A 14,221-nucleotide genomic window follows, 5' to 3' on the forward strand; every position below is an offset into this window, starting at 1 on the left:
GTGGTGTTTGCGGACGAGCCGACGGGGAACCTGGACTCGCGTTCGGGTGCGGAGGTGTTGTCGTTCCTGCGTCGTTCGGTGCGGGAGCTGGGTCGCACGATCATCATGGTCACGCACGACCCGTCTGCTGCGGCGTATGCGGATCGTGTGGTGCTGATCGCTGATGGCCGGATCGCGGGTGACATCAGTGACCCGACGCCGGAGTCCGCGATGGCTGGGCTGGACGCCCTGCGCACCCTCGAGCCCGACGTCGCCACCCGTCCGTCCGGGACCGGCACGCTCAGGACGGGTGCGTGATGGCCACCTCGTTCCCCACCGCCCGCCTCACCGTCGGGCAGATGCGCCGCAGCGCCGGCCGCCTCACCGCCGCAGGCGTGGCGATCCTGATCAGCACGGCGTTCGTCACCGTGACGCTGCTCGCCGGCGGCGTCATCCAGGGCACCACGCACGACATGGTCGCTGCGGAGTACGCAGAGGCCGACGTCGTCGTGTCCATCGCCGACGAGAACGCCTTCACGGCCGACCAGATCGACGCCATCGCGGCGGTCGACGGCGTCGCGACCGTCCAGCCGCTCACCGGCTGGTTCGGCGACCTGCGCAACGGTGGCAAGGGCGGCTACCAGACGTTCGCGCCTGCCCCGGAGGACCCGCGCCTGTCGCCGCTCGAGCTGACCGACGGCGCCTGGCCGGCGACGGACGACGAGGTGGCGCTGACGGCGGACCTGGCCGAGCGGCTCGAGGTGGGCCTGGGGGACACGGTGACGGTCAAGCGCACCCTGTACCCCGAGGGCTGGGCCGACAGCCAGGCGGAGGACCCGGCGGCCGAGCTCGGTGACCCGGAGGAGATCACCGAGACCCTGACCGTGGCCGGCCTCGCCGCCGACCCCTACGGCGCGTACGCCGTCTACGGCGGGGCCGCCGTGGTCCCGGCCGACACGCTCAGCGCCTGGAACGCGGCGGATCCCTACCCGAACACGGTGAGCGATCTGCTGCTCGCGCTCGATTCGCCCCTCGACGGCGGCAGCATCCCCGCTCCGCTCGCCGAGTCCCTCAGCTCCGCCGCAGGCGGGGCCGACGGCGGCGTGACCGTCGACACCACCGAGAACGTGGCGGCGGCGAAGACCGCCGAGCAGACCGGCGGCCAGGACCTCATGTTCCTGGTGTTCGTCATGACGTTCGCTGCCATCGCGCTGCTGATCGCGGCCATGGTCATCACCAACACGTTCCAGGTGCTCATCGCCCAGCGGACCCGGACGCTCGCGCTCCTGCGCTGCATCGGCGCCGGGACCGGCCAGCTGTACCGCAGCGTGCTGCTCGAGGCGGCCGTCCTCGGTGTGCTCGCCTCGGTGGCAGGCATCCTGGTGGGCGGCGTGCTCGCCCAGGTGGCGCTGACCGTGGCACCCAGCTTCGACCTGGGTGTGCCGCTGCCGACGACGATCACGCCGACCTGGCAGTCGGTGGTTCTCCCGCTCGCCGTCGGCACGGGCGTGACGGTCCTGGCCGCGCTGGCCCCCGCCCGCTCGGCCACCCGGGTGGCGCCGCTCGCCGCGCTGCGGCCGTCCGACGCCCCGTCGCTGCGCGCCCGTTCCGGCCGCACCCGCCTCGTGATCTCGCTCATCTGCCTGATCGGCGGCTTCGCGGCGCTCGGTGGCGGCGTGTACCTCGGGATGAACGGCAGCACCGAGGTCGGCCTCACCGCCGCGGTCGGCGGTGGCTCGCTCGCGTTCTTCGGCGTCGTGCTGAGCGCGGTCCTGTGGCTGCCGCGCGTCGCGGCGGTTCTGGGCGGTCTCGTGGCCCGGACCGGTCCCGCGGCTCGCCTGGCGGTCGCCAACACGCTGCGCAACCCGCGCCGGACGGCGGCGACCTCCACGGCGCTCTTCATCGGCGTCACGCTCGTCACCATGATGTCCACGGGTGCGGCCAGCGCCCGGATGTCCGCGGACAGCCTGCTCGACGAGCAGTACCCGTACGACGTGGCCGTGTCGGCGTCGTCCCCCGAGTACGTCGAGGACCTGCGTTCCGCCGTGGCCGACACCTCCGGCATCGCGTCCACGACCCTCGTGACCAACGCGACGGTCACGCTCGGCGACGTGGAGGACTCGAGCGTCATCGCCGCCGAGCCCGCCGAGCTCGTAAACGTGGTGAACGTGCCCGAGCAAGCGGGTCGGCTCACCGAGGGCTCGATCCTGCTCACCCAGGCCACCGCCGACGAGATGTCCCTGGGTGCGGGCGACCCGGTCACGGTGTCGGGCGCTGACGGCTCCGTCGACCTGGCCGTCGTCATCACCACCACCGACGCGCTCAACCGCATGATCACCACTGCTGACCTCGCCCGCGCCGGTGTCCCCACCGACGACACGTTCGCCGACATCTGGGCACACATCTCGGGTGCCGAGGCGACCACCGTGCTCGCGGACGTCCAGGACGCCGTCGCACAGGTCGACGGCTCCGCGTACGTCATGGGGCCGGCCGCCCAGGCGGCGCAGTTCCGCCAGGTGGTCGACGTCATCCTCGGCATCGTGGTGGGCCTGCTCGCCGTCGCCGTGGTGATCGCCCTGATCGGGGTCACCAACACGCTGTCCCTCTCGGTCATCGAGCGGACCCGGGAGTCCGCGACCCTGCGGGCCATCGGCCTGAGCAAAGAGCAGCTCCGGGGCATGCTCGCCGTGGAGGGTGTGCTGATCGCCGGTGTCGGCGCGATCCTCGGCATCGTGCTCGGGCTCGTGTTCGGCTGGGCGGGGGCGGCCACCGTCCTGTCCGCCATGGGCGACGTGCGGTACGCCGTCCCGTGGGCGGAGCTCGGGATGGTCCTGGCGATCGCCCTCGTCGCGGGCCTTCTGGCGTCGGTCCTGCCGGCGCGGGCCGCGGCCCGCACCTCACCCGTGGCGGCGCTCGGCGTGGAGTGACGGCACGAGACGTGGGGCGGCCATGGCGGTTCATGGCCGCCCCACGTCTCGTGGTGCACCTCAGGAGGCCTGTGCGAGCAGGTGCTGGTTCTCCTGGTAGGCAGCAGTGAGCTTGACCCTGCTGAATCGCCAGCCGTGGTCGGTACGCACCACGTCGTTGTCGTAGAAGCCGACGACGAGCCAGCGGTTGGACCCGCCGTCGGCGACCTCGTCCGGCACCCAGTGCTCCGCGCGCACGTGTGCGTGGGCTCTTGCGCGGTCACCGTCGATGTCGATGACATGGCCGGTGATGGCATGGTGGGTCGCGACGAACGGACCGAAGAACCCGCGGAGAATCTGGACGTAGTCGTCGAGGCGGGTCTCCGTCGGCGGGATACCTGCGACAGTCTCGAAGTCGACGGTGAACGGGTCGGCGTGGACGAGGCCGGGTAGCGTGTCGAAGTCCTTCGTGTCCGCGATGTCGGCGTAGCGGCCGAAGAGCTCGATGATCTCGGTGCGGTCGGATTCCAGCGTCATGAGGCGGGTGTCCCCTGGTGGATCGCGGTGGGAAATGCGGTGCCGGTCAGCTGCTCCGAGGCGTCCCACAAGCGGCGCGCCGTATCGGCGTCGCGCGCCTTCGCCGCGCGCCTGGCGGGGCCGGGCGCGCCGCGGAGGCCCAGCGGCCCGCGCGGGCCGAGGTAGGCGTCCCCGGGGAGGTCAGCGGTCGCGGCCTGGAGCGTCGGCAGGGCTCCGGCCTCTGCGCTGTGGGAGACCTTGCCGATCAGGGCCTTCTCCAGGCGGAACAGCTGCCCCGCGTCGACGTGCACCAGGTTCGTGGTGGCGATGCCCGGATGGGCTGCGGTCGAGATCACCGAGGAGCCGGCAGCGGTCAGCCGCCGCTGCAGCTCGTGGGCGAACAGCAGGTTCGCGAGCTTGGACTGTCCGTAGGCCGGGTGCGCGCGATAGCGGCGCCGCCGCCAGTTCAGGTCCGTCAAGTCGATCGAGCCCAGGAGGTGCGCGAGCGAGCTGACGGTCACGACCCGGTCGCGCACCTGCGGCAGGAGCAGGTTGGTCAGGGCGAAGTGTCCGAGGTGGTTGGTTCCGAACTGCAGCTCGAAGCCATCGGCGGTGCGCTGCAGCGGTGGCAGCGAGAGGCCCGCATTGTTGATGAGCAGGTCGAAGGGCTCGGTGAACCGCCGCGCGAAATCCCGGACCGACGACAGGTCCGCCAGGTCGAGCCTCTGCACCTCGGTGTGCCCCCGCATCTCGGCGGCCGCAGCGTGTCCCTTGTCCTGGTTGCGCACGGCCAGGACGACTCGCGCGCCCCGCTTCGCCAGTACGGAGGCGGTGACGCGGCCGATACCGCTGTTCGCGCCGGTGATGACGACGGTGCGCCCGTTCATCGGTGGAACGTCGGCGAGGGTGAAGGAAGCCATGTCAGGAATGTAGGCACTGGCAACAGTGTTGTCAATGACTACATCAGCCCGCGTACCATGTCGGCTATGAACGACCAGCCTGAGCAGCGCCGATATCACCACGGAGATCTTCGGACCGCTCTGCTCGATGCGGCGGAGCGAAGTGTGCGCGCCCAGGGCGCGGCGCAGCTGTCGTTGCGAGACCTGGCCCGGGCGGTCGGAGTCAGTCACGCGGCGCCGCGCAGGCACTTCGCGGATCGGCAGCAGCTGCTCGACGCGTTGGCCGAGGAAGGGTTCACCCGGCTGGGGGAGAGCATCCGTCGCGCCCTGGCCGCCGCCGACGACGACTTCGCGGCGCGAACACGCGGTGCGGCGTCCGCGTTCGCCCATTTCGCGACCGAGAACCCAGCGCTGCTGGAGCTGATGAACTCGACCAAGCATCAGGGCGCGCCGAGTGTCACGCGTACCGCAGAGGTGGCGTTCGAGCCGATCTTCGAGCTGATCCGCGAGGGTCAGGCCCGGAACATCCTTGAAGCCGGCGAACCGGAGGAGCTCGGGCTCATCCTGTACGCGACCATCAACGGCATCACCACGCTGGTCAACACGAACATGGTGCCCGCCGGGCGGCTCGACGAGCTCACCGACATCGCGGTGGGCCAGTTCCTTCGCGGCGCGGCCGGGGGAGCGGGCGGCCGGGCGACGTAGGCATGCGGTCGGGCATCTGCCCGGTGAAGCTCAGAACATCTCGGACCAGCTCAGAACATCTCAGACCAGCTCGAGCAGGATCCCGTCCACCGCATCCCGGCCGCCCGGTCCGTGCTCACGGATGATGGCGACGATCTCGTCGAACAGTGTCGGGCCCTCACCGCGGCGCGCCGCGGCGAGCCTCGTCTCGAAGGACGCGCGGTTGGACGGGTCGACGGAGGTCAGGAGTCGCTCCAGCCGTCGCGCTGTCTCCGGGTGGCCGAGTGCCGCCCGGGACTGCTCCGAGCCGAGCCACCTCAGTACCCAGCCGCCCTCGGGGGTCCCGTAGCCGCCGCGGAGGATGTCGTCGAGGGCGTCGAGGTTCCCTCGCCAGGTGTAACCGTTCAGCAGTCGGGAGAACTCGCGGGCGAAGCCGTCGAGGTCGCTGAACCGCGTTCCGTCGACGACGAGCACAGGGAGGTCGCGCGTCATGGTCCGAGTCTGTCCGTCCTGCTCAGGACCGGGGCCGTGCGCTGCGTCCGGCCGCCGACGAGGCCGGGCGCAGCGCACGGGACCGGGTCACATCCGGTAGAAGTCGCCGTAGTGGTTGGGCGAGAAGTAGACCACGCCGGTGGTGCGGTCCAGGACGAGGCGGTAGGACTGCCGTGCGGCACCGCAGGCCCGCGGCGTGACGTCGAACTCGAGGTAGGAGTGGCCGGCGGGCAGCTGGCCCTCGGCATTGCGGTGCACGCCGCCCGCGAAGTTGCACTGGCCGTTGGGCCAGCTGACCCAGCCACGGGTGCTCGGGTAGCCCTTGGACCTCCAGATCGAGTTCGAGGAGTACGCCTCCGCACAGCCGCTGTGCGTGCAGGAGCTGTAGACGTTCGCCTCGGCCGCAGGCGCGACGGACACGCCACCGGCGACGAGGCCCGCCATGGTGGACAGGACGACGAGCATTCGGACGAGGCCGGACACGACGCTGTTCTTCTCGGACACCTTTTCGGACACGCTGATCTCCCTCTCGGTTGGGAATACCGGGAGAATCCTCGTCCGCCTGGTCGACGCGGACCCGACGACGGCCCGACGTGCGGGTGAATTTCACCTGTCCGCTGTGTCCGACCAGGCCCGGGACGGGCAGGGCTCAGTCTCGTGCTGCGACGCCGAGGATGCCCCGCGCTGCTCGTTCCGTGAGCTCGACGTCGTGGGGCGCGTTGCCGGCGAGCTCGATCCCGACCGATTCCAGGATGGCGAGGAATGCGGCCGCGGTGAGGCGCGGGGGCGGCCCCGCGGGGATGGAACCGTCACGACGGCCGGCGGTGACCAGCTCCGCGCAGTCGTTCTCGAGACGGTCGTAGGTCTCGCCCATCGCGCGCCCGACCGGGTGGTCCTGCCCCGTGAACTCGACCCGCAGGGTCATCATCACCTTGGCGCCGTCGTGGCGTCGGCAGTAGAGGGCATGCCCCTTGGCCATCGTGAGCAGCGAGGTCAGGGGGTCCTTCTGGGCGAGGGCCGCCTGGCGCACCTCGGCGTCCCAGGTCTCGCCCACCCACTCCACCACGGCGAGTGCGAGGTCCTCCTTGTTGGCGAACAGGTGGTACAGAGCGCCGCGGGTGTAGCCCGCGTCCCTTGCTACCTGCTCCAGGACGAGGCTGGCGTACCCGTAGGTCGACAAGCCGCGTGCTGCTGCGGCCAGCAGCGCTGCTCGGGTCGTGGCGCGCCGGTCGGCTTGTGTGCGGCGAGTGTCCGTCCCACTCATGCGGGTCCTCTCAGCGTTCGCGGGCAGTCCGGGACAGCATATGTACGTCTGTGCATGTACGTGGCGCCGTGCGGGCGGTCGGGCGCGATTCGCGGAGTGCCGGCTTCGTCCTGCGTACCTGCCTACAATCATGCATGTATGTATGTTTCTTCCGTGAGCGTGAGGTGGATCCGCGACAGCTCTGCCGCCGGGTCCTCGACTCGGACGGAGAGATCAGATGATCAAGTGGGCCGGTTGGATCATTGTGCTGGCTGGTCTCGGGCACACTCTTGGCAGCCTGGTGGAGACGGTCCCGGAGCACGTCGTCACATGGTTCAACGGGTCCTTGTGGAGCGAGACGGGGTACGCGGGTCTGAGCGACGCGGCCGTCGCGTTCTGGTACTCGGTGTTCAGCTTCGGGCCGCCCCTTCTGCTGGTCGGCGTGATGGTGCTGTGGATGGATCGTCGGGGCCTGACCCCGCCGTCGTTCATCGCATGGGCCATCACGGCGTGGACCATCGTGACGTTCGTGGCCTCCGGCCCATCACCCTTGCCGATTCTTCTGATCGCGGCCGGCATGCTGCTGGTCGGAGCCCGTCGCGCCGGCGAACGTCGGGAAGCGCCCGGGCGTTCTGGCGGTTGAGGCTTCGTGTGAGGCTCTCCCTGCTAGACCGTTCTCGCACCCGGGTGGGGTACCCCGAGGGCGCCGCGCTGACCGACACGATCGAGCGTGCGGTATCGGCGGAGCGACTCGGCTACCACCGCTTCTGGGTGGCCGAGCACCACGCCGTGCCGGGGATCGCCTCGGCGTCACCACCGGTCCTCCTCGGCGCTCTCGGTGCCCACACCACCACCCTCAGGATCGGGTCGGGTGGCGTGATGCTGCCTCATCACCAACCGCTGGTCGTCGCCGAGCAGTTCCTGATGCTGGATGCCCTCTATCCGGACCGGGTGGACCTCGGCGTGGGACGCACCCTCGGCTTCACGGCACCCGTACGCCGGGCGCTCAGGCATGGCCTCGACGCCCCGGACACCTTCCCGGAGGACATCGAGGAGCTGCGCGAACATCTCGACGGCGCCGCGGCGGTCACCGCCAGGCCTGTCGCCGCACGCACGATCCCGATCTTCGTGCTGGCCACCGGGCGGGGCCTCGTGGTCGCGGCCAGGCTGGGGCTGCCAGTGGTCATCGGCGGGCCCGTGCTCGGCAGCCCGTCGCTGTCGGACGCGCTCGCGGCGTACCGAAAGGACTTTCGACCCTCGCTCCGCGCACCGGAACCGACGGTGACCGTCTCGCTCGACGTCCTTGTGGCGGACACGGACGCCGAGGCGCGCGACCTGGCCCTGCCGGAGGCGTGGGCGATGGCCCGCTCCCGGCAGACGGGTGAGTTCGGCCCGCTGGAGCCGGTCGCGACGATCCGTGCCCAGCGCTGGAGCAATCAGCTACGAGACCGCGTCGAGGCGCACGTCGCACAGGGCGCCGTCGGTTCTCCTGCCACGGTGCGGAGCTGTCTCGGCCGGCTGGTGGAAGCCACGGGGGCGGCGGAGATCCTGGCGTTCACCTCCACCTTCGACCGTGATGCCCAGGAAGCCTCGGACGCCGCTCTCCGTGAGCTGCTGCACGACTAGGTCGGTGAGGATGCGACCCCTTGCTGTCAGCGAGCACGACGTACTGCAGGTCGAAACCATGACCGCTGACGCCGAGGCACGGGTACGGTCGGACCTGGCGGTAGGTGGTGCGGAATCCCACGGCGTTGTCATCCATACGGAGGAGCGGTTCCATGCTGAGCCAGGTAGCAGAGGGCGTGCTGACGCACCGGAGCGAGCTGCTGGAGAACAACGCCGTCGTCGTGCAGGGCCGGCGTGGCGTACTGCTCGTCGACCCAGGCCTGACCGAGTCGGAGATGACCTGCCTCGCAGACGATCTTCGCGAGCTGGGCCAGGACGCCGTCGTGGGCTTCGCGACGCATCCGGACTGGGACCACGTGCTGTGGCACCCCGGGCTCGGTGATGCGCCCCGGTACGGGACGGCGCGCTGCGCGGCGGTCATGCAAGCGTTCCGGTCGGACCCGGACTGGAAGGCACGGGCTGTCGAGGGGCTGCCTCCGGAGATCGCCGAGGAGACGCCCCTGGACCTGTTCGGCCTGATCACCGCGCTGCCGGCCGGAACCGCGGAGATTCCCTGGGAGGGGCCGCGGGTCCAGGTCGTCGAGCTTCCCGCGCATGCTCCGGGCCATGCGGCGCTGTTCATCGAGGAGCGTCGGGTGCTGGTGGCCGGCGACATGCTCTCCGACGTCCTGGTCCCGAACCTCGACGTCCTGGACGACACCAACGACCCGATCGAGGAGTACCTCGTCGGACTGCGGCGGCTCGAGGACCTGGCCGACGAGGTCGATGTCGTCGTCCCGGGCCACGGGTCCGTCGGCGACGCCGATGAGCTGCGGGCACGGATCGAGGCGGACCGGGCGTACGTGCTCGCCCTGCGCGAGGGCCGCGTCCCCGGTGACCTGCGGGTCGGGGAAACGGCCAAGCCCGGCTGGGAGTGGACCAGCGACATCTCCGCCGAGCAGGTCCAGCGGCTCTCCGAGCGGAGCCGACGCGGCGGCACCCCCGGCTCGTCGTACTGACCCGGGACGTGGCGGGGTTGATGCTGCGCCGGTCCCGTGAGAGCGTTTCAAGGTCATGGATCGCCTCTCCTGACCGTCCGGGGGAAAGGCGAGACACAGTCGTCAGGGCGGCCCGAGGGTCGCCTTGTCTTTCACACGCAACCGTTCTTTCGCCGCCCGCCTCTGGGTCGTGTTCTTCGTCAACGGGGCCGTTCTTTCCAGCTGGGCCCCCCGTATTCCAGAGGTCAAGCACCTCCTCGGTCTCAGCGACAGCGAACTCGGTATCGCCTTGTTCGGCGTCGCCGCCGGATCGGTCCCGGCGCTGCTGCTGACCGCTCGGGCCCTCGACCGTGTGCGCTCGGAACCGGTCTGTGTGGTCGCGGCGCTGCTCTTCAGCGCGTCGCTGCCCCTGATCGGCGTCGTCGATGGTGTGTGGCAGCTGACCGGCGTGCTCATGGTGCTCGGGGCCGCCAGCGGCGTCCTGGACATCGCGATGAACACCGCCGGCATCGCCTACCAGCAGCACACCGGTCACCGGGTCCTGTCCCGGCTGCACGGCGGGTACAGCCTGGGCGTGCTCGCCGGCGCCCTCGGCGGCGTAGCCGCCACGCACGGTGGTGCCACGGTGAGCGAGCACTTCCTCGCAGCAGCCGTGCTCCTGGTCGCTCTGACCCTGGCGTGTGCCCCGCTGATGTGGTCCCCACCCCGGAGCACCGGCTCCCGGGAGAGCGCAGATGCGCCGGTCACGGTATGGAACAGGCGCTCCGGCCTGCCGGCGACGATCGCCGTGCTCGCCGTCTCCGGACTGCTGATCGAGGGCCTGGTCACCGACTGGTCGGCTCTGCTGATCACCCGCGACCTGGGAGCCCCTGCCTCCCTGGGGGCCAGCACGCTGGCCGTGTTCAGCCTGGCGATGTTCATCTCCCGCTCAGCCGGTGACGCCGTGCTGGACCGCTGCACGGAGCGCACGGTCCTCACGGCCGTTGCCGCGGCCGTGGCCTGCGTCGTGCTGCTCGGCTCGGTCGCCGCCGATCCCCTGGCCATGGCCGCGGCCGTGGGCCTGGTTGGGCTGGTCCTGGGCCCGGTCTTCCCGGTGGCGGTCTCCCGTGCCAGTCGATCCGCACCCGGACGAGCCGCGGCGAGGACGGCACAGGTCAGTGCCGTCGGGTACATCGCCTACCTCGGCGGGCCGCCCGTGATCGGCTTCGCCGCTGACGTCGTCGGCCTGCCGTTCGCCTTCGCGGCCGCAGTGGCCCTCGGCTGCGGGGGCATCGCCCTCACCCGCCGTAGCCACGACTGAAGCCGCCGACGTTCGTGCTGCGGTCGAGGAACGGGCGCCCGACGGGCCTGATCCGTCAGGGCGTGGACGGTTCCTCCGACGCGTCGCGCGGGGACATCGCTCCCACCACGTGCTCGATGACGCGGGCCATGTCGAGGTCGCGCTCGATGAGCGAGTGGACCTGGAGGCCGTCGGCGAGGGCGTGGATCGCGGTGGCGAGGGTGTCGGGGTCCAGAGCCGCGTCGACGTCGCCGTCGGCCTGCATCTGCCGGATCCCGCCGCTGAGGGCGGCGCGGAACATGCCGCGGCGCTCGCGGAAGTAGGCATGGGCCGCGTGTGCCGGGTCGGCGGCCTCCACGGCGAGCGCCGAGTAGAGCAGCACCAGTCCGGGGACCTCGGCGTTCGACCGCATGACGTCGACGAACGCGTCGAGAGCGCCACCCACCCCGCGTTCGGCGAACGCCGCCAGGGCGGTGGCGGTGTCGAGCTCGTCGCGCCGGCGCAGGACCTCGACGAACAGGTGCTCCTTGGAGTCGAAGTGGTGCAGCAGCCCGGCCTGGCTCAGGCCGACGGCATCCGCGATCTCCTTGACGGAGGCGCCCCGGTAGCCGTGCCGCGCGATGACGTCCAGAGCTGTGAGCAGAATCTCCTCGCGCTTCGCGATCCCCTTGGCGTACCCGCCTCGTCCAGCCATGGGCCGATCGTAGACCGAGCGGTCTTGGGGATTAGAAACCGAATGGCGTACGGTATTCGTTGCGCCGCTCCTCCGCGGCGTCCGGCGGTGTCGATGACGGACCGCCGGTGGCACCACCCGGCCCCGTGGCCGCACGCCAAGGCAAGGACGGCTTGACATGGAACGCAGCGAGTACCGACGGCTCGTGAAGCAGTACAGGGCGGACGCGAGGCAGCGTCACGCCGACCTGAAGGCGACCCGGAGGGAACGCCGGGCGACCCTCGGACGGCCTGGACGGGCCGCCGCGCGCCGGGCCGACGCGCGGGAGATCAAGGCCTGGAGGGCAGAGGTCCGCGAGGCCGCGCCACGCCGTGAGCGCCGCGCCCGGAAGAAGGGGTACAAGGCCTTCCGCAGGCGTCAGTACCGGTGGTTGAGACTGACCGCCGCGGGTACGGCGGTCGCGCTCGTGGTGGGTCCGTTCGGCATCTGGTACGTCGCGGCGACGCGACCAGCCACCGCGTCCCAGGCCGAGACGCGCGCACACTCGCTCCAGGTCGCTGACCAGGTCATGGACGAGGGGATGGTGCTGTTGGAGAACGACGAGGGCACCCTCCCGCTCCAGGAGCCCGTCGTCAGCGTCTTCGGGGTCGGCGCCGTCACACCGGTCTACGGCGGTGGGGGCGCCGGCGGCATCTCCTCGGTGGGCGCTCGGTCCCTGTACACCGCGCTGGACGACGCCGGCATCGACTACGACGACGGGGTGCGCGACATCTACGGAAACTTCGCCGCGTCCGGTGAGGTCTCGACCGAGCCCTACCAAGACCCGGAGCCCGGTGTGGTCGACACCCTGCTCCCGTCGGCGAAAGGGTTCCTGGTGGCGTCGCCGGAGGAGATGCCGCCCGCCGACCTGCCACCAGACGCCCTGGAACGAGCACGGGAGCGTTCGGCGGTCGCGGTCTACGTGCTGTCGCGCGCCGGGATGGAAGGCAGCGACTTCCTCCCCGAGGAGCTGCGTCCCTCCCGGGACGAGAGGGCGACCCTCGAGCTGCTCGACTCGACCTTCGACCACGTGGTGGTGCTGGTCAACAGCACGAACGCGATGGAGCTGGGCATCGTGGAGGAGCTGAGGAACGTCGACGCGGTCCTGTGGATCGGCGGGCCGGGCGAGACCGGGATGGACGCGGTCGCCGGGGCGCTCGCGGGTGAGGTCAACCCGTCGGGCCGTCTGACGGATACCTACGCGTACGACGTGACGTCACATCCCGCCGTCGTGAACACCGGCGACTTCCAGTACGAGGACGCCGCGGGCGTGCCGGCGGGCCGTTACTTCACCAACCACCTCGAGGGCATCTACGTCGGCTACCGGTACTTCGAGACGTTCGTCGACGACGACGAGTACGACGACGTCGTGCAGTACCCGTTCGGGTACGGCCTGTCGTACACCGGCTTCGAGTGGAAGGTCGGCACGATCGACGCCGGCCCGCGCACCGTGTCGGCGCAGGTGACCGTGACCAACACGGGGGAGACCCCCGGCAAGGATGTCGTCCAGGTCTACTACGACCCGCCGTACACCCCGGGCGGCATCGAGAAGTCCGGCACCGTCCTCGGCGGGTATGCCAAGACGGGCGAGCTCGCGCCGGGCGAGTCGCAGACGGTCACCGTCACCTTCGACACCGCGTCGATGGCCTCCTACGACGACCGGGAGCACCGCGCCTGGGTCCTCGACAGCGGAAGCTACGAGATCCGTGTGGCGCGCCACGTCCACGACACGGTGCGCTCCGTCACCTACGCCCAGCCCGAGACAGTCGTCCGGAAGACCGACCCGAAGACCGGGGCCGAGGTCACCAACCGGTTCGACGACGCCCGCGGCGACCTCACCTACCTGTCCCGGCAGGACCCGGCCGGGACCATGCCCACGGCGCCCGACGGCGACGCCCTCGAGCTGCCCGACGGCCTGCTCGAGGCGGACTACGAGCACGTGCCGGACCCGTCCACGACCGTGCCCACCACAGGCGCTGACAACGGCCTGGCCCTGGCGGACCTGGAGGGCAGGCCGATCGACGACCCGCTCTGGGACGACTTCCTCGACCAGCTCACCGAGGACGAGCTGGTCCGGCTCTCCGCCAACGGGGGCTACTGGTCGGTGGCCATCGACCGGCTGGGCGTGCCGCGCACCGCGATGTACGACGGCCCGGCCAGCATCCGCAACTTCGTGGGGCACTGGGCGACCGTCGCCTTCCCGACACCGGTGGTTCTGGCCTCGACGTGGAACGACGCGCTGGCTCGCGAGGTCGGCAGCGCGATGGGCGCCGAGGCACAGGCCCACCAGGTCGACGCCGTGTACGCGCCCTCCCTCGACCTGCACCGTTCGCCGCTCGGCGGGCGCAACTTCGAGTACTTCTCGGAGGACCCGCTCCTCACGGCGCACATCGGCGCCGAGTACGTCGCGGGCATGCAGTCGCAGGGCACCGTCGCGGTGATGAAGCACTTCGCCGGGAACGTGCAGGAGACCAACCGCGCCGCGATGGGCCTCTACGTGTGGACCACGGAGCAGACCTGGCGCGAGCTCCACCTCAGGCCGTTCGAGGCCGCGGTCAAGGACGGCGGCGCGCACGGCGCGATGACGGCCTTCAACCGCATCGGCACCACCTGGGCCGGCGGGTCGAGCGCACTGCTGACCGACATCCTGCGCGGTGAGTGGGCTTTCGAGGGCTTCGTCATCACCGACGCCGGCATCGTCGGGCAGGGCGACCACTTCGATGCGCTCCAGGCTGCCGGGTCGGGCAACGACCTGATTCTCGGGGAGCTCCTCGACATGCCGGGCGGCAACACCTACGAGCAGGAGCTCGAGGCGTACCTCGAGGAGGACCGCGCGGGGACGCTCACGGCCCTGCGGGACGCCGCCCACCACATCTTGTACTACGTGACCCTGACGAACCGGATCTGA

13 protein-coding genes and 1 pseudogene are annotated in these 14,221 nt (G+C 70.7%); 8 read left to right on the forward strand and 6 right to left on the reverse strand.

Annotation, left to right across the window (positions count from 1 at the left end; translation table 11 throughout):
• A pseudogene (locus LUM46_RS26065) lies at nucleotides 1-297 on the forward strand (ABC transporter ATP-binding protein); the annotation flags it as partial.
• A complete protein-coding gene (locus LUM46_RS26070) occupies nucleotides 297-2,906 on the forward strand; it encodes an ABC transporter permease (protein ID WP_274998240.1) in 2,610 nt (869 codons plus the stop codon). The pseudogene LUM46_RS26065 and the gene LUM46_RS26070, both read left to right, overlap by 1 nt.
• A gap of 60 nt (nucleotides 2,907-2,966) precedes the next feature.
• Here LUM46_RS26070 and LUM46_RS26075 read toward each other — a convergent pair whose 3' ends face one another.
• On the reverse strand, nucleotides 2,967-3,422 hold the full coding sequence (locus LUM46_RS26075; RefSeq protein WP_274998174.1) for a nuclear transport factor 2 family protein: 456 nt from the start codon (nucleotides 3,420-3,422) through the stop codon (nucleotides 2,967-2,969).
• Nucleotides 3,419-4,321, reverse strand: a complete 903-nt coding sequence (locus LUM46_RS26080) for an oxidoreductase (protein ID WP_274998176.1) — start codon at nucleotides 4,319-4,321, stop codon at nucleotides 3,419-3,421. The genes LUM46_RS26075 and LUM46_RS26080 overlap by 4 nt, the downstream gene beginning before the upstream one ends.
• A gap of 66 nt (nucleotides 4,322-4,387) precedes the next feature.
• Here LUM46_RS26080 and LUM46_RS26085 point away from each other — a divergent pair, with 66 nt between their 5' ends.
• Nucleotides 4,388-5,005 (forward strand): TetR/AcrR family transcriptional regulator, encoded by a 618-nt coding sequence (locus LUM46_RS26085; RefSeq protein ID WP_274998178.1) that lies wholly within the window; start codon nucleotides 4,388-4,390, stop codon nucleotides 5,003-5,005.
• A 60-nt stretch (nucleotides 5,006-5,065) separates the two neighbouring features.
• Here LUM46_RS26085 and LUM46_RS26090 read toward each other — a convergent pair whose 3' ends face one another.
• From LUM46_RS26090 to LUM46_RS26100, 3 genes are all read right to left on the reverse strand, one after another.
• Nucleotides 5,066-5,476, reverse strand: coding sequence for a barstar family protein (locus LUM46_RS26090; RefSeq protein WP_274998180.1), 411 nt, complete (start codon nucleotides 5,474-5,476; stop codon nucleotides 5,066-5,068).
• A gap of 87 nt (nucleotides 5,477-5,563) precedes the next feature.
• Nucleotides 5,564-5,992: a ribonuclease domain-containing protein gene (locus tag LUM46_RS26095; RefSeq protein ID WP_274998182.1), complete on the reverse strand. Its 429-nt coding sequence runs from the start codon at nucleotides 5,990-5,992 to the stop codon at nucleotides 5,564-5,566.
• A gap of 133 nt (nucleotides 5,993-6,125) precedes the next feature.
• Nucleotides 6,126-6,740: a TetR/AcrR family transcriptional regulator gene (locus tag LUM46_RS26100; protein ID WP_274998184.1), complete on the reverse strand. Its 615-nt coding sequence runs from the start codon at nucleotides 6,738-6,740 to the stop codon at nucleotides 6,126-6,128.
• 217 nt (nucleotides 6,741-6,957) lie between these two features.
• On the opposite strand from LUM46_RS26100, the gene LUM46_RS26105 reads away from it, so the two are divergent.
• From LUM46_RS26105 to LUM46_RS26120, 4 genes are all read left to right on the forward strand, one after another.
• Nucleotides 6,958-7,362, forward strand: coding sequence for a DUF6463 family protein (locus tag LUM46_RS26105; protein ID WP_274998185.1), 405 nt, complete (start codon nucleotides 6,958-6,960; stop codon nucleotides 7,360-7,362).
• An 8-nt stretch (nucleotides 7,363-7,370) separates the two neighbouring features.
• Nucleotides 7,371-8,345, forward strand: a complete 975-nt coding sequence (locus LUM46_RS26110; protein ID WP_274998187.1) for an MsnO8 family LLM class oxidoreductase — start codon at nucleotides 7,371-7,373, stop codon at nucleotides 8,343-8,345.
• Between the two features lie 152 nt (nucleotides 8,346-8,497).
• Nucleotides 8,498-9,343: an MBL fold metallo-hydrolase gene (locus LUM46_RS26115; RefSeq protein WP_274998189.1), complete on the forward strand. Its 846-nt coding sequence runs from the start codon at nucleotides 8,498-8,500 to the stop codon at nucleotides 9,341-9,343.
• Between the two features lie 124 nt (nucleotides 9,344-9,467).
• On the forward strand, nucleotides 9,468-10,622 hold the full coding sequence (locus LUM46_RS26120; RefSeq protein WP_274998190.1) for an MFS transporter: 1,155 nt from the start codon (nucleotides 9,468-9,470) through the stop codon (nucleotides 10,620-10,622).
• 55 nt (nucleotides 10,623-10,677) lie between these two features.
• Here LUM46_RS26120 and LUM46_RS26125 read toward each other — a convergent pair whose 3' ends face one another.
• Nucleotides 10,678-11,295 (reverse strand): TetR/AcrR family transcriptional regulator, encoded by a 618-nt coding sequence (locus LUM46_RS26125; RefSeq protein ID WP_274998193.1) that lies wholly within the window; start codon nucleotides 11,293-11,295, stop codon nucleotides 10,678-10,680.
• Between the two features lie 157 nt (nucleotides 11,296-11,452).
• Here LUM46_RS26125 and LUM46_RS26130 point away from each other — a divergent pair, with 157 nt between their 5' ends.
• Nucleotides 11,453-14,221 (forward strand): beta-glucosidase, encoded by a 2,769-nt coding sequence (locus tag LUM46_RS26130; protein ID WP_274998194.1) that lies wholly within the window; start codon nucleotides 11,453-11,455, stop codon nucleotides 14,219-14,221.

The sequence above is a fragment of the Promicromonospora iranensis genome (assembly GCF_028994805.1).
Classification (GTDB): Bacteria; Actinomycetota; Actinomycetes; order Actinomycetales; family Cellulomonadaceae; genus Promicromonospora; species Promicromonospora iranensis.